At 73.1% G+C, this 17,402-nt stretch carries 17 protein-coding genes, 1 tRNA gene and 1 other RNA gene; 8 read left to right on the forward strand and 11 right to left on the reverse strand.

The features are described from left to right. Window positions 1–15: 15 nt before the first annotated feature. The 3 genes from ACFPP6_RS10845 to ffs form a co-directional block, all read right to left on the reverse strand. Complete coding sequence (locus ACFPP6_RS10845; RefSeq protein ID WP_179081912.1) at window positions 16–360, reverse strand: YbaB/EbfC family nucleoid-associated protein; 345 nt, start codon at window positions 358–360, stop codon at window positions 16–18. Window positions 361–560: 200 nt separating this feature from the next. Next, window positions 561–2,891 (reverse strand): DNA polymerase III subunit gamma and tau, encoded by a 2,331-nt coding sequence (locus tag ACFPP6_RS10850; RefSeq protein WP_382039587.1) that lies wholly within the window; start codon window positions 2,889–2,891, stop codon window positions 561–563. A gap of 131 nt (window positions 2,892–3,022) precedes the next feature. Then, window positions 3,023–3,117: signal recognition particle sRNA small type (ffs, locus tag ACFPP6_RS10855), an RNA gene on the reverse strand. A gap of 100 nt (window positions 3,118–3,217) precedes the next feature. Here ffs and ACFPP6_RS10860 point away from each other — a divergent pair. The 3 genes from ACFPP6_RS10860 (at window position 3,218) to ACFPP6_RS10870 (ending at window position 5,581) form a co-directional block, all read left to right on the forward strand. Next, window positions 3,218–3,302: transfer RNA gene (locus ACFPP6_RS10860), tRNA-Ser, on the forward strand. A 115-nt stretch (window positions 3,303–3,417) separates the two neighbouring features. Further along, entirely contained in the window at window positions 3,418–3,903 is a 486-nt protein-coding gene (locus tag ACFPP6_RS10865) for a MarR family winged helix-turn-helix transcriptional regulator (RefSeq protein ID WP_382039589.1), read from the forward strand. A 145-nt stretch (window positions 3,904–4,048) separates the two neighbouring features. Next, a complete protein-coding gene (locus ACFPP6_RS10870) occupies window positions 4,049–5,581 on the forward strand; it encodes an MFS transporter (protein WP_382039592.1) in 1,533 nt (510 codons plus the stop codon). Between the two features lie 31 nt (window positions 5,582–5,612). Here the strand turns inward: ACFPP6_RS10870 and ACFPP6_RS10875 are convergent, their stop codons facing one another. Beyond that, window positions 5,613–6,371, reverse strand: coding sequence for a helix-turn-helix domain-containing protein (locus ACFPP6_RS10875; RefSeq protein ID WP_382039595.1), 759 nt, complete (start codon window positions 6,369–6,371; stop codon window positions 5,613–5,615). A gap of 245 nt (window positions 6,372–6,616) precedes the next feature. Here ACFPP6_RS10875 and ACFPP6_RS10880 point away from each other — a divergent pair, with 245 nt between their 5' ends. Together ACFPP6_RS10880 and ACFPP6_RS10885 are read left to right on the forward strand one after the other, a co-directional pair. Then, window positions 6,617–7,288, forward strand: a complete 672-nt coding sequence (locus tag ACFPP6_RS10880) for a DUF4097 family beta strand repeat-containing protein (RefSeq protein WP_382039598.1) — start codon at window positions 6,617–6,619, stop codon at window positions 7,286–7,288. A gap of 100 nt (window positions 7,289–7,388) precedes the next feature. Continuing rightward, window positions 7,389–8,567 (forward strand): serine hydrolase domain-containing protein, encoded by a 1,179-nt coding sequence (locus ACFPP6_RS10885; protein WP_382039601.1) that lies wholly within the window; start codon window positions 7,389–7,391, stop codon window positions 8,565–8,567. 130 nt (window positions 8,568–8,697) lie between these two features. Here the strand turns inward: ACFPP6_RS10885 and ACFPP6_RS10890 are convergent, their stop codons facing one another. The 3 genes from ACFPP6_RS10890 to ACFPP6_RS10900 form a co-directional block, all read right to left on the reverse strand. After that, window positions 8,698–9,579, reverse strand: a complete 882-nt coding sequence (locus tag ACFPP6_RS10890) for a GNAT family N-acetyltransferase (RefSeq protein WP_382039604.1) — start codon at window positions 9,577–9,579, stop codon at window positions 8,698–8,700. A gap of 133 nt (window positions 9,580–9,712) precedes the next feature. After that, the gene (locus ACFPP6_RS10895) at window positions 9,713–10,525 is read right to left on the reverse strand and encodes a VOC family protein (RefSeq protein WP_382040133.1); all 813 of its coding nucleotides are present in this window, start codon (window positions 10,523–10,525) and stop codon (window positions 9,713–9,715) included. Window positions 10,526–10,672: 147 nt separating this feature from the next. Next, on the reverse strand, window positions 10,673–11,371 hold the full coding sequence (locus tag ACFPP6_RS10900; RefSeq protein ID WP_382039607.1) for a TetR/AcrR family transcriptional regulator C-terminal domain-containing protein: 699 nt from the start codon (window positions 11,369–11,371) through the stop codon (window positions 10,673–10,675). A 173-nt stretch (window positions 11,372–11,544) separates the two neighbouring features. On the opposite strand from ACFPP6_RS10900, the gene ACFPP6_RS10905 reads away from it, so the two are divergent. After that, a complete protein-coding gene (locus tag ACFPP6_RS10905) occupies window positions 11,545–12,063 on the forward strand; it encodes a hypothetical protein (RefSeq protein ID WP_382039609.1) in 519 nt (172 codons plus the stop codon). A gap of 202 nt (window positions 12,064–12,265) precedes the next feature. Here the strand turns inward: ACFPP6_RS10905 and ACFPP6_RS10910 are convergent, their stop codons facing one another. The 3 genes from ACFPP6_RS10910 to ACFPP6_RS10920 all read right to left on the reverse strand — a co-directional run bounded on the left by ACFPP6_RS10910 (window position 12,266) and on the right by ACFPP6_RS10920 (window position 14,026). Continuing rightward, window positions 12,266–12,550: a hypothetical protein gene (locus ACFPP6_RS10910; protein WP_382039612.1), complete on the reverse strand. Its 285-nt coding sequence runs from the start codon at window positions 12,548–12,550 to the stop codon at window positions 12,266–12,268. A gap of 3 nt (window positions 12,551–12,553) precedes the next feature. Beyond that, window positions 12,554–12,775, reverse strand: coding sequence for a hypothetical protein (locus ACFPP6_RS10915; RefSeq protein WP_382039615.1), 222 nt, complete (start codon window positions 12,773–12,775; stop codon window positions 12,554–12,556). Window positions 12,776–12,850: 75 nt separating this feature from the next. Further along, complete coding sequence (locus tag ACFPP6_RS10920) at window positions 12,851–14,026, reverse strand: FAD-dependent monooxygenase (RefSeq protein WP_382039618.1); 1,176 nt, start codon at window positions 14,024–14,026, stop codon at window positions 12,851–12,853. Between the two features lie 156 nt (window positions 14,027–14,182). Between ACFPP6_RS10920 and ACFPP6_RS10925 the strand changes: the two genes are divergently transcribed. Together ACFPP6_RS10925 and ACFPP6_RS10930 are read left to right on the forward strand one after the other, a co-directional pair. Continuing rightward, entirely contained in the window at window positions 14,183–14,623 is a 441-nt protein-coding gene (locus ACFPP6_RS10925; RefSeq protein WP_382039621.1) for a YciI family protein, read from the forward strand. 310 nt (window positions 14,624–14,933) lie between these two features. Beyond that, the gene (locus ACFPP6_RS10930) at window positions 14,934–16,385 is read left to right on the forward strand and encodes a sensor histidine kinase (RefSeq protein WP_382039624.1); all 1,452 of its coding nucleotides are present in this window, start codon (window positions 14,934–14,936) and stop codon (window positions 16,383–16,385) included. A 147-nt stretch (window positions 16,386–16,532) separates the two neighbouring features. Here ACFPP6_RS10930 and ACFPP6_RS10935 read toward each other — a convergent pair whose 3' ends face one another. Further along, window positions 16,533–17,249, reverse strand: a complete 717-nt coding sequence (locus ACFPP6_RS10935) for a response regulator (RefSeq protein ID WP_382039627.1) — start codon at window positions 17,247–17,249, stop codon at window positions 16,533–16,535. Window positions 17,250–17,402 lie beyond the last annotated feature (153 nt).

A 17,402-nucleotide genomic window follows, 5' to 3' on the forward strand; every position in this document is an offset into this window, starting at 1 on the left:
GCGGCGGGGCCGCCGTCAGAACGGCAGGCCCGGGATGCCGCTGCCGCCGCCCAGGCCCTGGGCGAGCGGGCCGAGCTTCTGCTGCTGCAGCTGCTGCGCGGCGGCATTGGCGTCACGGACGGCGGCGACGACGAGGTCCGCGAGGGTCTCGGTGTCCTCGGGGTCGACGGCCTTGGGGTCGATCACCAGGGCCTGGAGCTCGCCGGCGCCGGTGACCGTGGCCTTCACCAGACCGCCGCCCGAGGAGCCCTCGACGGGCGTACGGGCGAGCTCTTCCTGCGCCGCGGCGAGATCCTGCTGCATCTTCTGCGCCTGCTGGAGGAGCTGCTGCATGTTGGGCTGGCCACCACCGGGAATCACGGGTTCGCTCCTGGCTCTCGACGACGTTTGTCTCGGTAGCCCGAGCCTACGTGGTCGCCGCCTCCGGCGCCCCATGCCGGGCGAAGAAGAACGGGGGGCGCCCTGGGGCGCATGCGGCGCACCCAGGGATTCCCGCCCCGCTCGCTCTACCTGCTCGGCTCGCTCTACCTGCTCGGCTCGCTTGACCCGCTCGGCTCGCTCTACTCGTTCGCGATCTCTTCGATGACCGTCGCGCCCAGCTCGCGGACGATCAGGTCGTGGCCGGTCAGGGCCGAGTCGACGAGGTCGGGATCGTCCTCGGCGGGCATGTCGTCCTCGGGGGCGACGGGCGGGGGCTCGGGCTCGCGGTACGCCTGGGATGCCGGGGGCGGCGGAGGCGTGGGTGAAGCGGGCGCCTGGGGCTGGTGGGACTGCGGCTGCTGCGGGGCGGCCGGGGCGGGGGCCGCGGCGGGCCGGGCGGCGGGGGGCGCCGCGGAGGGGGCGTAGCCGCTGCCACTGCCGCCGCCGAAGCCGCTCCCTCCGCCGAAGCCACTGCCACCGCCGTAGCCGCCTGCGGGCGTACCGGGGCCGGTGTTGCCGCCCGCACCGCCTCCGCCGCCACCCCCGCCGACGACCAGCTCGATCTTCCACTGGACCTGGCCCTGGTAGACGTCGCCGATCGCCTGGCGCAGGACGTCCTCACTGCCGCTGTTGGCGAAGCTGTCGCGCGCGCCGGCGTTGGCGAAGCCGACCTGGAGGGTGGTGCCGTCGAAGCCGACGACCTCGGCGTTCTGGCTCAGGACGATCCAGGTGAAGCGGCGGCGGTTCTTGACCGCGTCCAGGATGGCGGGCCACATCTGGCGGACCTGGGTGGGGTCGCCGACGGACCCGGCACCGCCGAAGGCGGCCGGGGCGGTCGCTGCGGGAGCGGGCGCGGCGGGGGCCGGGGCCGGGGCGGCCGGGCCGCTGCCCGGGGCCGCGGCGGTCGGCCAGGCGCCGGGGCGGGAGGCGGCAGGGGCCTGGCTCGCGGGGGCGCCCTGGGCGGGGGCCCCCTGGCCGGGCGCGGCAGCAGTCGGCCACGCACCGGCGGGGCGTGCGGCGGGGGCTTCCGGTGCGGGGGCCTGAGGCGCCTGCGGGGCCGGGGGTGCCTGGTGTGCCGGGGCCGCAGGGGGCACCGGGGCCGGCTGGGGAACCGGGGCGGCAGGGACGGCCGGGGCGGCCGGGGCGGGGGCGGCAGCGGGTGCAGGAGCCCCGGAGACCGCCGCGCGGGCGGCGGCCGGACCCGACAGCCCGGGGACGGGCGCGTGCTGCCCGTAGGCCTGGTCAGGGGCGTGCGCGCCGGGACCCGGCACGTAGCCAGCCGCGGGGGCCATGGGAGCCGTCACGAGCGCGGCCGCACCGCGCTCCAGCTTGTCGAGCCGGGCCCGTACGGACCGCTCGTCGTCGTAGGCGGCGGGCAGCAGCACGCGCGCGCAGATCAGCTCCAGCTGCAGCCGCGGCGAGGTCGCCCCGCGCATCTCGGTCAGGCCCTCGTTGACCAGGTCGGCGGCGCGGCTGAGCTCTCCGGGGCCGAAGACGCCGGCCTGGGCCTGCATGCGCTCGACGAGGTCGGCGGGGGCGTCCAGGAGGCCCTTCTCGACCGCATCGGGCACGGCGGCGAGGATCACCAGGTCGCGCAGGCGCTCGAGGAGGTCGGCCACGAAGCGGCGGGGGTCGTTGCCGCCCTCGATGACGCGGTCGACGACCTCGAAGGCCGCGGCGCCGTCGTTCGCCGCGAAGGCGTCGACGACGGCATCGAGCAGCGAGCCGTCCGTGTAGCCCAGGAGGGACGTCGCCATGGCATATGTCACACCGTCCTCGGCGGCGCCCGCGAGGAGCTGGTCCATGACGGACATGGAGTCACGCACGGAGCCGGCGCCGGCGCGCACGACGAGCGGCAGCACCCCGTCCTCGACGGGGATCTTCTCCTGCTCGCAGACCTCGCCCAGGTAGTCACGCAACGTGCCGGGCGGGACGAGGCGGAACGGGTAGTGGTGCGTACGCGACCGGATGGTGCCGATGACCTTCTCGGGCTCCGTGGTCGCGAAGATGAACTTGAGGTGCTCCGGCGGCTCCTCGACCACCTTCAGCAGGGCGTTGAAGCCCGCCGAGGTGACCATGTGGGCCTCGTCGATGATGTAGATCTTGTAGCGGCTGGAGGCGGGCCCGAAGAAGGCCTTCTCCCGCAGCTCACGGGCGTCGTCCACACCACCGTGGGAAGCGGCGTCGATCTCGATCACGTCGATCGAACCCCGCCCGTTGCGCGCGAGGTCCTGGCACGACTGGCACTCCCCGCAGGGAGTGGGCGTCGGCCCCTGCTCGCAGTTCAGACAGCGGGCGAGGATGCGCGCGCTCGTCGTCTTGCCGCAGCCGCGTGGTCCGCTGAACAGATACGCGTGATTGACCCTGTTGTTCCGCAGCGCCTGCTGCAACGGGGTGGTGACATGCTCCTGCCCGATGACCTCGGCGAAGGACTCGGGGCGGTAACGGCGGTAGAGCGCGAGGGACGACACACGTACGACGATATCGGGCCGCACTGACAAGTGGTCTCGATCACATCCACAGACCCCTGGAGACCCCTGCGGACTCGCCCCGGGCCCCGGCGCGACGCCCGGCAAGGACCGCGGCGCGACCCCCGGAAAACACAAGGGCCCCCCACGCACCCGCCAGAGCCCACTTACCCTTGCTGCCTTCCGGCCCTGGGGGAGTTCGGTGAGATAGCGCCACGTGAGGGGCTTGTCCCCCAGCCTAGCGGATCCCGGGCAGTGCCCGTGCCCGCTCCCCCACCTCGGCACAAGGCGTTCGCGAGCACCCCTCCGCGTCTTGTATTGTTTGCCGCGGAGGATTCGCCTAGAGGCCTAGGGCGCACGCTTGGAAAGCGTGTTGGGGGCAACCCCTCACGAGTTCGAATCTCGTATCCTCCGCCCGATCAGAGGGCCGGACCGCATCAGCGGTCCGGCCCTCTGGCGTTTCTCCGTGCCCGCGGATCATCCGCTTGTCGATAATCCGTGACGGATCGATTTCGTTACCCTGGCGGACATGACCGCCATGGCACCCACCCGCACCGAACCGGACCTGTCCTTCCTCCTGGACCACACCAGTCATGTGCTGCGGACGCAGATGGCCGCGCGGCTCGGTGAGATCGGGCTGACCCCGCGCATGCACTGCGTCCTCGTTCACGCCCTGGAGGAGGAGCGCACCCAGGCTCAGCTCGCCGAGATCGGGGACATGGACAAGACCACGATGGTGGTGACCGTCGACGCCCTGGAGAAGGCCGGTCTCGCCGAGCGCAGGCCCTCCAGCGCCGACCGGCGGGCGCGGATCATCGCGGTGACGGAGGAGGGGGCGAAGGTCGCCGGGGAGAGCCAGAAGATCGTCGACAGCGTTCACGAGGACGCTCTCGACGCCCTGCCCGACGACGAGCGCGACGCCCTGCTCCGGGCGCTGAACCGCCTGGCGACAGGGCATCTGGAGACTCCCGCAGAGGGGCCCCGCCCGGCCCGGCGGGCGCGTCAGAAGGGGTAAAGCAGCCCTGGTGGTCCCGGCAACCCCGGCAGTCCCGGAAACAACCGCATATGACCCACCCGGCCTCGATCCGTAAAAGATAGTCTGCAACAAAACTATCTGTTACGGTCTCTCCTGTTGCCTCCACCGACAGGAGAGACCCGCCATGCCCGCCACCGCCGCACCCTCCTCCCCCGCCACATCCGTCCCGGCCCCGGCCCGCTCCCGCCGGCTCGCGCTCGGTGTCCTGGCCACCGGGATGCTGATGACGGTCCTCGACGGCAGCATCGTGACCGTCGCCATGCCGGCCATCCAGAGCGACCTCGGCTTCACTCCGGCCGGGCTGAGCTGGGTCGTCAACGCCTACCTCATCGCGTTCGGATCGCTGCTCCTGCTCGCCGGCCGCCTCGGCGACATGATCGGCCGCAAGCGGATGTTCCTGGCGGGGACGGGGGTGTTCACCGCCGCCTCGCTGCTGGCCGGCGTCGCCACCTCCCCCGGGGTCCTGATCGCCGCCCGCTTCCTCCAGGGCGTCGGCAGCGCGATGGCCTCCGCCGTCAGCCTCGGCATCCTCGTCACGCTCTTCACCGAACCGCGCGAACGGGCCAAGGCCATCGCCGTGTTCAGCTTCACCGGCGCGGCCGGCGCCTCGATCGGACAGGTGCTGGGCGGCGTCCTCACCGACGCGCTCACCTGGAACTGGATCTTCTTCATCAACCTGCCCATCGGCATCGCGGCCCTCCTCGCCGCCCTCCCCGCCCTGCCGGGCGACCGTGACCGCGTCCGCGGCCTCGGCCTCGGCCCGAAGGCGGGCGCGGATGCCCTCGGCGCGCTGCTCGTCACCTCGGGCCTGATGCTCGGGATCTACACGGTCGTCAAGGTCGAGGAGTACGGGGCGACTTCGGCCCACACGCTCGGTTCCGGGGCCCTCGCGCTCGTCCTGATCGCGGGCTTCCTCGCCCGGCAGGCCACGGCGAAGAACCCGCTCATGCCGCTGCGGATCTTCCGCTCGCGCAGCGTCTCCGGCGCGAACCTGGTCCAGATGCTGATGGTCGCCGCGCTCTTCTCCTTCCAGATCCTCGTCGCGCTCTACATGCAGAACGTGCTCGGCTATGGCGCCGCCAGGACCGGTCTCGCGATGCTGCCGGCGGCCGCCGTCATCGGCGCGGTGTCCCTGGGCGTCTCCGCCCGCCTCAACGCCCGCTTCGGCGAGCGCAACGTCCTCCTGACCGGCCTGGTGCTCCTCGTCGGCGTGCTCGGTCTGCTGACCCGGGTGCCCGGCCGGGCCGACCAGGCCGACTACCTCACCGACCTGTTCCCCGTGATGCTCCTCGCCGCCGGGTTCGGCCTCGCGCTCCCCGCCCTGACCTCGCTGGCCATGTCCGGCGCGAAGGAGGAGGACGCGGGCCTCGCCTCGGGCCTCTTCAACACGACCCAGCAGATCGGCATGGCGCTCGGCGTCGCGGTCCTCTCCACCCTGGCCGCCTCCCGCACCGAGGCCCTCACCGCGGCGGGCCGCCCGGCCTCCGAGGCTCTGACCAGCGGCTACCACCTGGCCTTCGCGGTCGGCGCCGGCCTCCTCGTCACCGCCCTGGCCGTCGCCTTCACGGTCCTGCGCCGCCCGGAGCGGACCCGGCAGGACACCGCGGCCACGGCCACGGCCACGGCCGAGCGGGAAGCCCGCCTCGTCACCCTGTGACCAGCCGGGACGGCCCGCCCGAGGCGGCTGCCTATCCGCGGTCCGGGCGTGGCTCGGCAGTGGTGGCGCCCGGGGTGGTCCCGGGTTTCGTGTGGAGGATTTCGCGGGCCTGCTCCGCGGCGCGGGAGGTGCTCTCGGAGACGAAGTCGAGGAAGCGGGCGATGCCCTCGAGGCGGTTGGCAGCCGGAGTGTCGGAGCCGAGGACGCCGACGCCCTGCCGTGCGATCTCGACGACCTGGGCGATGGACCGGGCGGCGGCCACCATCGACTGGTACCAGACGTCGTCATCGACGACGTAGCGCTCTCGGCGGCGGTCGTCGCGTTCCCTGCGGACGAAGGCCTGGCTCTCCAGGAACGCGATCGCTTTGGAGATGGACGCCGGGCTGACCTGGAGGCGCTGGACGAGTTCGGACGCGGTGAGGCTGCCGGTGTCGGTGAGGGTGAGGCAGGCCATCACCCGGGAACACATCGCGGGCATGCCCGAGCCCATGAGGACGGTGGTGAACGTCTCCTCGTACTCGCGCACGGCCTCGGCATCGCGTCCGTGGGGCTGCGGGGGCGCCTCCACGCCTCGGGGTGCGGCCTGCTTGCGCCGCTGGGCACGGCGTTCGGTGGCGCGGTGGGCCAGCTCGGCGCGGTAGGCGGTGGGCCCGCCGTTGCGCATCACCTCGCGCGTGACCGTCGAGGTCGGGCGGTCGAGGCGTCTGGCGATCTCCGCGTAGGCGAGGCCGTCGGCCAGTCCCAGCGCGATCTGCTGACGTTCCTGCTGGGTGAGTCTGCCTCCCGGCATCGCGGTCTCCTCCGTGCGTAACCCCTTCGGTGCCGCCAGCATAGCGTTCACCTTCACTTCATTGCAACGATCTACGCCTACCGTTGCATTACCCGTCAAGATCATTGCAATGATTGCAGGGCTCTGACCTGCAAATATGTCGATTCTGCGCAACGGAGATGTTGCTGGCTCCGTAAAGGCAACGTAGCTTTTCTCTCGTCAGAAACAACGACGAAGCAAAACGACGAAGCAAAAGGAAGAGCATCATGCAGAAGTTCGCCACCGCCGCCCCGGTCTCCACCGTCCTCGACATCCCCGCGGGTCTCGTCCGGTTCATCGCCGCCGACCGGGCCGACACCACGGTCGAGGTCCTGCCCGCGGACGCCTCCAAGAGCCGCGACGTGAAGGCGGCGGAGCAGATCACGGTCGCCTACGCCGACGGCGTCCTGCGGATCGAGGCCGCACCGGCGAAGAACCGGGTCCTCGGCAACTCCGGCTCCGTCGAGGTGACCGTCCAGCTGCCCGCCGGCTCCCACGTCGAGGCGAAGGCGGCCCTGGCCGAACTCCGCGGCGTCGGACGGCTCGGCGACGTCGTCTTCGAGGCCGCGCAGGCCTCGGTCAAGCTCGACGAGACCGCGAGCGCCCGCCTCACCCTCCAGGCCGGCGACATCACGGTCGGCCGCCTGGGCGGCCCCGCGCAGATCACCACCCAGAAGGGTGACCTGAACATCACCGAGGCCCTGCGCGGCGAGGTCACGCTGCGCACCGAGCACGGCGAGATCTCGGTCGGCGCCGCCCGCGGAGTCTCCGCCTCCCTGGACGCCGGCACCTCCTACGGCCGCATCCACAACGCGCTCAAGAACACCGACGGCGCCGACGCCCAGCTCGACATCCACGCCACCACCGCCTACGGCAACATCACCGCCCGCAGCCTCTGACCCCGCGCCCTCCGACCCCGCGGCCACCGACGCCGCACCCTCCGCCCTCATCGCCCTCCGACCCGCAGTCTTCGAGCCGCAGCCCCCGAGGAGCCGCATCATGACGAACACGACCCTCAAGATCACCGAAGCCCGCGACGCCGCCGGGCAGGATCGCCCGGAGCTGCAGAAGGCCATCGAGGAGATCGTCGATTCCGGTTTCACCGGGGTGCACCTGCGCGTGCACGACGAGCGGGGCCAGTGGGTCGGCAGCGCCGGGGTGGGCAAGCTGGGTGAGAGCGCCGCGCCGCCGGTCGACGGGCGGATCCGGATCGGCAGCAACACCAAGACCTTCACCGCAACCTTGGTGCTGCAGCTGGTGGCCGAGGGCAGGATCGGGCTGGACGACCCGGTGGCCGACCACCTGCCGGAGTTCGGGCTGGACCGGCGGATCACGGTACGGATGCTGCTGCAGCACACCAGCGGGGTGTTCAACTTCACCGGCGAGTACTACGACGACGGGACGGTCGCGCCCGGGATCCCCTGGCAGGGCCGGGAGTGGGTGGACAACCGGTTCAAGACGTACCGGCCGGAGGAGCTCGTACGACTGGCGCTGTCCAAGCCGGCGCGGTTCGAGCCGGGGACGGACTGGAGCTACTCCAACACCAACTACGTGCTGGCCAGGCTGCTGATCGAGAAGGCCACCGGCCGCTCGCTCGCCGAGGAGATGCAGCGGCTGATCCTGGGGCCGCTCGGGCTGTCGGGCACCCTGGCGCCGGACACCCGGGAGGAGATCCCCGAACCGCATGCCCACGCCTACTACCGGTACGAGGACGCCGGCCGGGAGAAGACCGTCGACGTCACCCGCCAGAACCCCTCCTGGATCTCCAGCGGCGGTGACATGATCTCGACCACCCAGGACCTCCACACGTTCATCTCCGCGCTCCTGGGCGGCAAGCTCCTGCCGCCCCCGCTGCTGGCCGAGATGTGCACGCCGCACCCCAAGTTCGGCTACGGCCTGGGGCTGTTCGTGCAGGACACGGACTGCGGCGGCACCGTCATCACCCACAACGGCGGCATCGCGGGCCACGCGGCGCTGATGTACAGCTCGCCAGACGGCAGCAGGACCCTGACCGCCTCGCTGAACTACGTGGACGACGCCGCGATGTCCCTGGCCGAGCCGTTCCAGAAGGCGACGCAGAGGCTCGTCAAGGAGGTGTTCTGCGGCGGGCAGGCCGGACAGACAGGGCCGGCAGGGCCGGTCGATGGGGCGGCCGAGCCCACTCGGCCGGCGGGCTGAGCACCCGGTGCGCAGGCCGCGCCGACGACCGCCCGGCAGGGCGGATGAGGGCCCCGAGCACCGGATACCGGTGCTCGGGGCCCTTGTCGTTGCGCCGTCTGAGTGGGGGGCTTGCGCCCTCTCATTGGGGCTACAGGTCGAGCTGGTACTCGTGAGCCGTGTGCGTCGGCAGGTAGCCGAGATCGTCGTTGACGCGCCTCATGTGCGGGTTGTTGTCGGCGGTGTCGGTGAGCAGGCCACCGAGCCGGGGGTGGCGTTCGCGGGCCTGGACGATCGCGGCGGCCTTCATCCAGCGGGCGAGGCCGTGGCCGCGGTGCTCGGGCAGCACCGCCGTGCCGTAGTGCTGGCCATCGCCGGTTGCGCCGCCGGGGATCACGAGCTCGGTGAAGCCGGCGATGGAGCCGTCCGTGCGGTCGACGGCCGCCACGGTGTGCAGGAGGTCGCCGCGCGCGGCGACGGCGGAGGCCGCCGCCCGTACCCGGTCGAGGTCCCAGACGACCGTGCCGTAGTCGACGGCTCCCATCGGCATGTCGTCCATGGCCCGGCGCGATGCCACGAAGGTGTCGGCGAGTTCGTCGGGCACCGTTCCCTCCCACGCCGTCAGCCGGTACCCGGCGTGGGGCTCGTCGGCGATCGCGGTGAGCAGGAGGAGGTCCGCGTCGGCCAGTGCCAGCCGGGCGTAGGTCAGGGTCAGGACCGGCCGGAAGGCCCCTGCCGTCAGGAAGGAGGCTCCGGCGGAGCGGGCCTCGGCCTGGGCGATGACGTTGCGCCGGCCGTCGTGGCGGGCGGCGGCCACGGCCGCGTCGAGCAGCCGGGAGCCCACTTGTCGGCGCCGTTCGGCCGGGTGGACCTGGATGTTCAGTTCGGCGAGGTGGCGCTGGCCCTCCTTGGCGAACAGACGCAGGAAGGCGTACCCGGCGGGGTTGCCGTCGGGGTCGGCGGCCAGCCAGGCCAGGCGGCGGCCTGCGGAGTCCTCGTCGGGGTCGGTCAGGGCGGTGATGCGCACGGACAAGCTGCCTCCGTCACGGGAGTCGGCTGCGGGAGGGAAGGCGGGCGGGGGCGGAGGGAAGGGCTACTGCGGGCCGTCATGGGCCGCCTTGGGCCGCCTTGGGCCGCCTTGGGCCGTCATGGGCCCCTAAGTGCCGCTACTGCGCCCAGGGCAGGGGCCGGGTGCCGTCGACGCCGGGCACGGAGGCCACGCCGTCCGAGCGCATGGCGACGTAGGCCTCGGCCGCCTGCGACGCGTGGACCCGACGGAGCACGTCCGGCGGCAGGACGAGGGTCTGACCGGCCGCGATCTTCTCGGTGCGGCCGTCGCAGGTGACTTCGAGGACGCCGGCGGTAACCGTCCAGACCTGTTCACGGCTGACGGAGTGCTCGGGACCCGTCCGGCCGGCCTCCATCGCGACGGTCCAGGTGCTGAGCTCGGTGCTGCCCCGGCTGGGGGCGGCCAGGCCGGTCATGCGGGCGTTCGGGGAGTCGGTGACGTTCCCGGCGGTGGGGGCGACCACCTGCATGGCGGGTTCGTCGGTCTGCCCGGGTTCGTCGGTCTGCCCGGGCTCCTCAGGGGTGGCCCATTCGACGAGCTGGACGACGATTCCGTTCGGATCCGTCAGCTGGAACAGCCGCTCGCCCCAGGGCTCTTCGCGCAGCGGCATGGTGATGGGGGCACCGGCCCCGCGCAGGCGCTCCTCCTCGGCCTCGATGCCGGTGACGGTGAGCGCGAAGATCAGGCCCGTGGCCTGCCGGTCGCGCTGCTCGGGCGGGAGCACTTCGGTGCCGCGGCGCAGCAGGACGAGGTCGGCGGCGGCGTCACCGCGGGACAGGGACGCGAAGCCGTCGGCGGCCATCGCGACCTGGTAGCCGAGGTGGGTGCAGAAGAACTCACGCGAGGCGTCCACGTCGGCGACGGTGAGGGACAGGGTGGAGGTGGTGACGTTCAGGGCAGCTCCTGGCAGGTGCGGGAGGGGAAGGCGGCATGAGCGGCATGCACAATGCCGCTTCCCCCGGCCCGGCGGAAACTTACGACGGACGTAACCTTATGCACGGGCGACCCAGTTGATCAAGGGTATTTTTGCTACGAGGGTAAGTTTTTCTGGCGCCCGTCACGCCGCGCCAGGCGAACCCTTCGAGCCCCCCGCGCCACGCAGCCGGACCTCCAGGCCGTCCAGGAGGGACCGGAGGCCGAAGTCGAAGGTGTCGTCCGGAGCTTCGGCGTACTCGGCGGACTCGATGCGGGTGCGCAGGCGCGGGAACCGGGAAGCGACCTCGGCGGCCTCCTTCATCGTGGCGGCGAACACCTCCCCCGCATCGCCGCCGTCGCGCTCGATCCGCCGGGTCAGCGACGCCGAAGCGGCCGCACCTGAGGCGTTGCCGAGGACGTAGGTGAAGACGGCGGCGGCGGCCAGGTCGGCCTGCGGGCCCACGAACCCCGCCTTCTCGTACACGGCGAGGTTGTGGTCGTCGTGACGCGCCTTGCCGGCGCCGTGGAAGAGGTGGGTCGCGAAGGCCTGCACGAGCCAGGGGTGGCGGACGAACATCGCGTACAGGTCGCCGGCCATGGCGGTGGCCGCGGTGCGCCAGTCGACCGCGTCGAGGTCCGGCAGCCGGATCTCGCCCCAGACCTGGTCGCCGGCGAGCGTGACGAGGTTGTCCTTGTTCTTGACGTGCCAGTAGACGGCGGTGGCCGCCGAGCCCAGGCGCTGGCCGAGGCTGCGCATGTTGAGCCCTTCCAGCCCGTCCGCGTCGAGCAGCTCGACGGCGGTCGTGACGATCTGTTCCCGGGTCAGTGTCTCGCGTGGCATGCGCTCACGATAGGTCCCGCGAGTCGACTTGCACAAAGTTCAGGTGAGCACTTGCACAGTGTTCAAGTCCGGGGCTAGAGTCCTCGACATCGAGAACTTGCACTTAGTTCAAGTCGAGCCTCGAGAGCCCGCCCCGCCCGCTCCGCCCACCCTGAGAAGAAGGAAGCGCCCTCATGAACACGCTCGCCGCCGTCGCCCAGATCCTCGTCGCCGCCGCCTTCGCCAGCATTCCGCTCCTGCGCCACCGCTTCGGCGCCGCCGCCAGGACCGCCGCCGTCGCCGAGCTGCAGCGGCAGGGCGTCCGCCCGGCGGTCCTGGAGGAGAACAAGCTGCGCTTCGACGCGAGCGGTCACGAGTGGTGGGCGCCCGGCGGCTTCGCCGCGGCCATGGTCGCCGCCGCCGTGCTCAACCTGGCCGGGAGCTCCTGGGGCACCACCCTCACCTGGGTCTTCTCCTCCATCGCGCTCCTCGCGAACATCGCCATCCTGCAGAGCCAGCTCGGCGCCGTGAAGTCCGTCCGGGCCGCGTTCCGGCGCAAGGGCGACCCCGAGCTGCTTCGGGTCGACGTCCCCGCGTTCCTCAAGGCCGCCGAGGGCGCCTTCCCCGCCTGGACCCGGGTCCTGCAGAACGTCCGCCACACCGTGGTCTTCGCCGGCTCCGCCCTCGCCCTGACCGCCGCGGCCCTTGTCTGACACCGCTGACGCCGATGACACCGCTGACGCCGATGACGCCGATGAAGTCGCTGACGCCGATGACGCCCGTGAAGCCGCTGACGCGCGTGACGCCGCAAGAGCACCGCACAGCCGCCGGGACGACACCGGGACGACGCCGGGGGAGATGATCGCTGTGGGGCCGAATCGACGGCAGGTACGGGCACTCTCGCCCCAGGGCCGCTTACGGGGAGCCGACATCCTGGCGGCGCCGCGCGCCCCGGAAGGAGCCGCGCTGCACGGCCGCCAGCTGTGCCCAGGCCGCCGCGGGGCGGGTGGCGGGTGCGCCTGCGGGCGGGCGGGCGGCGGGCTCCGACGGCCCGGTACGGTCCTGGGCGGCCGCGAGCGCCAGCAGCAGGCGGCTGCGCTGCACCGAGGCCAGCAGCGCCAGGTCCGGTCCGGCCACCTCGCCGGTGGCCACGGCGCGCAGCGTCCGCAGCGGCAGCCGGTACGACTCAGCGCTGATCAACTGTCAGGGCCGGGACCCGCCCCGCGCCCACGGCGCGCTCCCGCACGGCGCGGTCATCTCGCCCTGGCACAGCGGGGAGGACCCGTCGGCCAGCCGGCTCCGCAGGGCGTCGAGGGCTTCGGGCAGACCGCCCACCTCGCGCAACTCGTCCAGGTCTGCGCCCGAGAGGTCGATGAGGTCGGACCGCATGGTGCCCGTCCCGGTGGTTCCCGCCCTGTCCGCCATACCCCCATGGTGACCGAAGCGCCCCCGGCACGGAACCCCTGAACTCCCGTAGCGGAACAGGCCGTTGAACCGCCCCTACCTCAGCGCCCGCCCCAGCACCCCCCTCGTCCTCCCCGCCAACGCCGTCGCCACGTAGCGGTCCACGCCCGGCAGGCGGGCGGCGCGCAGGGCCAGGCGGCGCGCCTGTAGTTCCGTCCGGGAGCCGGGGAGGAACCAGCGCACGCCCCGGCGGGCCGCTCGCTGCTTCTCCTCGACCACCGGGCGCCATCTCTCCTCGTACCGCCGCAGCGCCGTCCCGACCGACGGCGCCCCGGCCAGCTGCTCGGCGAGCAGGTAGGCGCCGGCCATGCCCAGCGAGGCGCCCTGGCCTGCGAGCAGGGACACGGCGTAGCAGGCGTCGCCGACGAGGGTCACGCGTCCTTGGCTCCAGCAGGGCACCTCGACCTGGGCGACGAGGTCGTAGTACACCTCGTCGCCGGGCGGGCAGGCGCGCAGCGCCCGCGGGACGACCCAGCCGAGGCCGCCGTACTCGCGGCGCAGCGTCTCCCGCGGGTCGTCCGGCAGGGCGGGGTCGGCGGAGCGGTGGACGGCGAACGCGGCCACGCGGCCGTCGCGCAGGCTGTAGAAGCCCATCTGGCGGTCGGTCGTGTCGGTGAGGACGAAGTTCCGCCGGCCGATGGCGTGGAGCTCCGGGTCCTCGAAGACGAACGCCGCGGTGTGGAAGCCGAGGCGGCGCACGTAGCGCTCGTCGTCGCCGAAGGCGAGTCCGCGGACGGCCGAGTGCACGCCGTCCGCGCCGACGACGACGTCCGCCGCGATCTCCGTGCCGTCGGTCAGCGTCGCGGCCGCGCCGTCCGCGTGGTGGGTGACCGCGGTGAGCCCCGTCCCGAACCGCACGTCGACCTTGCCGGGCAGGCTCTCGTACAGCGCCCGTTCGAGGTCCGGCCGCATGATGCTGATCAGGTGGCCGCCGGCGGCCCTGCCGAAGCGCTCGTAGCTCAGGCCGGCCCGCGTGCGGCCCTCGCCGTCCACGTAGCGGAGGGCGTCCACCGCGTAGCCGAGCTCCCGCAGGCGGGGCAGCAGGCCCATCTCCCGGGCGGCCGTGTAGCCGGGGCCGAAGAAGTCGATCATGTAGCCCTGGGTGCGGAGGCCGCCGGCCTTCTCCAGGACCACCACCTCCCAGCCGTGGTCGCCGAGGCACCGCGCGAGGGCGAGCCCCGCGATCCCACCGCCGCAGATCAGGGCCTTCATCGCGTGCAGCCTCCCTCTCGCGTCGTCCGCCGCCCCCGGAACCCGACATGTGCCCGCGCCGGCCGCCCCCACACGTCACCCCGCGCGGCCCCACCCGTCCCCCCGCCCGGCTCACCCGGCCGGGCGTACTCCCCGGTAGTCCCCGACAGTGGCCGCATGAGGTACCTCGTCATGGTGCAGGGCTCGCAGGCCGACTACGACGCGATGAGCGGCAGGGCGTCCGCCCGCGGCCCCGCGTGGAGCGAGGAGGACCTGCAGGCGATGTTCGCGTTCATGGGGAAGATCGGCGAGGACCTGGCCGCGTCCGGCGAACTCATCGACGCCAACGGCCTCGCCGAACCGGCGCAGACCCTCTGGGTGAGCAGCGGCCCGGACGGCGTCCCCGTCATCACCGACGACCCGTACGACGAGACGACCCTGCTCCCCGCCGGCTATTGGGTCCTGGACTGCGCGACCCCGGAACGCGTCACCGAGATCGCCGCCCGCATCACCCGCTGTCCCGGCCCCGAGGGCCTGACCGGGCCCCCCGTGGTCATCCGCCCCATCCTCGACAGCGGCGCGGAGGCCGCCGGGGGCGGGAGGCGGGGGACGGGCTGAGGTGAGCTGAGCCGAGCGGGGCCGGGAGGAGTTCCGGACAACGGGGGAGGGGGACGCGGCTCCTCCCGGCCTCGCGTCAGTCTTGCCGGTGGCGTGGCGCGGCGGCAGGGGCCGTGCGGGCCCCTTTCCCAGGGCCGGCCGGCCCTGTCGTACGCTGCTGGACAGGTACCTGGCCCGGGGAGCAGTCATGACGGAAACCGCAGATCAGACCGGTGATCAGGCCGGTCGTCCGACGGGTTGTCAGGCCGGTGATCAGGCCGGGGACCAGACGGGTGATCACATAGCCGGCGGGTTACCGTCGGCCGATCGGATGCGCGGGCTCCTCGACGCCGTCATGAGCCTCGGGCACGGGCTGGAGCTCCCCCAGGTCCTGCACGGGATCGTCGAGGCCGCGGTCACGCTCACCGACGCCGAGTACGGCGCCCTCGGGATCGTCGGCGACGGGGGGACGCTGTCGGAGTTCCTGCCCGTCGGCATGTCCGAGGAGCTCGCCGCGCGCATCGGCCGCACCCCCTGCGGCCGCGGCATCCTCGGGGAGCTCATCCACAACCCCTCCCCGCTCCGGCTCACCGACCTCAACCGGCACCCGCGCAGCTACGGCTTCCCCGAGCACCATCCGCCCATGCGCACGTTCCTGGGCGTTCCCGTGCGCGTCCGCGAGGAGGTGTTCGGCAACCTCTACCTCACCGAGAAGCGGGGCGGCGCCGCCTTCGACGCCGACGACGAGGCCGTCCTCACCACGCTCTCCATCGCCGCGGGCGTCGCCATCGACAACGCCCGCATGTACCACGAGAGCCGCCGCCGCGAGCGCTGGCTGCAGGCGCTGGGCGAGATCACCCGCAGCCTGCTGTCCGGCACGGACGCCGACGAGGCGCTGAAGCTGATCGCCGAGCGGGCCCGGGAGGTCGCGGACGCGGACGGCGCCGTGGTCGTGCACGACAGCGAGGACGCCGTCGACACCGCGCCCGGCGACGGTCCCTCCGTCGTCGTCCCCCTGCCGTCCGGCCCCGGCGCATGCGGTGCGCTGCGACTGCACCGGCGGCCCGGGCGGCCCCCGTTCGACGACACCGAGGTGAAGCTGATCTCCGGCTTCGCCGACCAGGCCGCCATCGCCCTCGAACTCGCCCAGCGGCGCGCCGAGTCCGAGGAGCTGGCCGTCCTCCACGACCGCGACCGGATCGCCCGCGACCTGCACGACCTGGCCATCCAGCGGCTCTTCGCCACCGGCATGACCCTGCAGAGCGCCACCCGGCTGATCGACCGGCCCGAAGCCGCCGAGCGCGTCGGCCGGGCCGTCGACGACCTGGACACCACCATCCAGATCATCCGGTCGACCATCTTCGGCCTGCGGACGGCCGGCGACGGCCGCGGCGGCGGGCCCAGCCTGCGGCGCGGCATGGCCGAGGCGGTGCAGGCGGCCACGCGGACGCTGGGCTTCGCCCCCGCCCTGCGCATCGAGGGCCCCGCCGACACCGACGTCCCCGGCGAACTCGCCGAGCACGTCCTCGCGGTGGCCGTGGAAGCCCTGAGCAACGCGGCCCGCCACGCCCGCGCCCGCCGGGTGGACGTCGCCCTGACGGTGGACGCCTCCTCGGCCACGCTGACCGTCACGGACGACGGCGTGGGCGTCGGCTCCGCGCCCCGGCGCGGCGGGCTGGCCAACATGCGGTCCCGGGCCGGACTGCACGGCGGCCGGCTGGCCGTGGAGACGCCCGAGGGCGGAGGGACGCGGATCGTGTGGAGTGTGCCGCTGCCGGACTGAGGGGCGCCGGGGGGAGTGCCCGCGGACCGGGGAATGGCCCGCGGACCAGCCGGAGTACCGCGGACCGGCGAAAGTGCCCGCGGACCGGCGGGAGCGCCCGCGGACCGGCCGGAGCACCCGCGGACCAGGGCCCGGCGAGCCCCCGCTTCAGCCGTTCCGCACCTTCCCCGCGATCACCGCCGCCTGCACCCTCCTGCCCACCCCCAGCTTCGCCAGGATCGACGAGATCCGGTTCTTGACCGTCTTCTCCGCGAGGAACAGCCGGTCGGCGATCTGGCGGTTCGTCAGGCCCTCGCCGATGAGGTCGAGGATCTCCCGCTCGCGCGGCGAGAGGCGGTCGAGCTCCGACGTCTCGGGCACCTCCGGCTCGCTCGGCTCGCGCAGGCGGGCCATCACCCGGGACGCCGTGCGCGGGTCGAGCGTCGACTTCCCCGTGGCCACCGTCCGCACCGCGGACACCAGCTCCGAGCCGTTGATCTGCTTGAGGACGTAGCCCGCAGCGCCCGCCATGATGGCGTCGAAGAGGGCCTCGTCGTCGTCGAAGGACGTGAGCATCAGGCAGGCCAGACCGGGCATCCGGGCGCGCAGTTCGCGGCACACCTCGATGCCGCCGTGATCGCCGCCCTCCTCGCCCGGCTCGCCGAGGCGCACGTCGAGGACGGCGACGTCCGGGCGGGACGCGGGCACGCGCGAGAGGGCCTCGCGGCCCGTCGCCGCCTCCCCCACGACCTCGATGTCCGGCTCCGCTTCGAGGAGGTCGCGGACACCGCGGCGGACCACCTCGTGGTCGTCGAGGATGAAGACCCGCAAGGGGGCCGCTTCCGGGGTGACTTGCGGGGCCATGTCCGTATCGGTCCGTTCCATGCGAGGCAGTATGTCCGGGCCGGACGGAGGCGGCGCGCCCGGGACCGGCGGGGGCGCGGCGCACCGGGTGCGGGCGCCCCCGCCGGAGCCCGCTCGCACGGACCCCGCAACCAGCTCACACCCCGCCGCCACCGCCCCGATAGGGCCGAACGG

Origin of the sequence: Streptomyces aureoversilis, assembly GCF_042657885.1 — a bacterium.
In the GTDB taxonomy this organism is placed as follows: domain Bacteria; phylum Actinomycetota; class Actinomycetes; order Streptomycetales; family Streptomycetaceae; genus Streptomyces; species Streptomyces aureoversilis.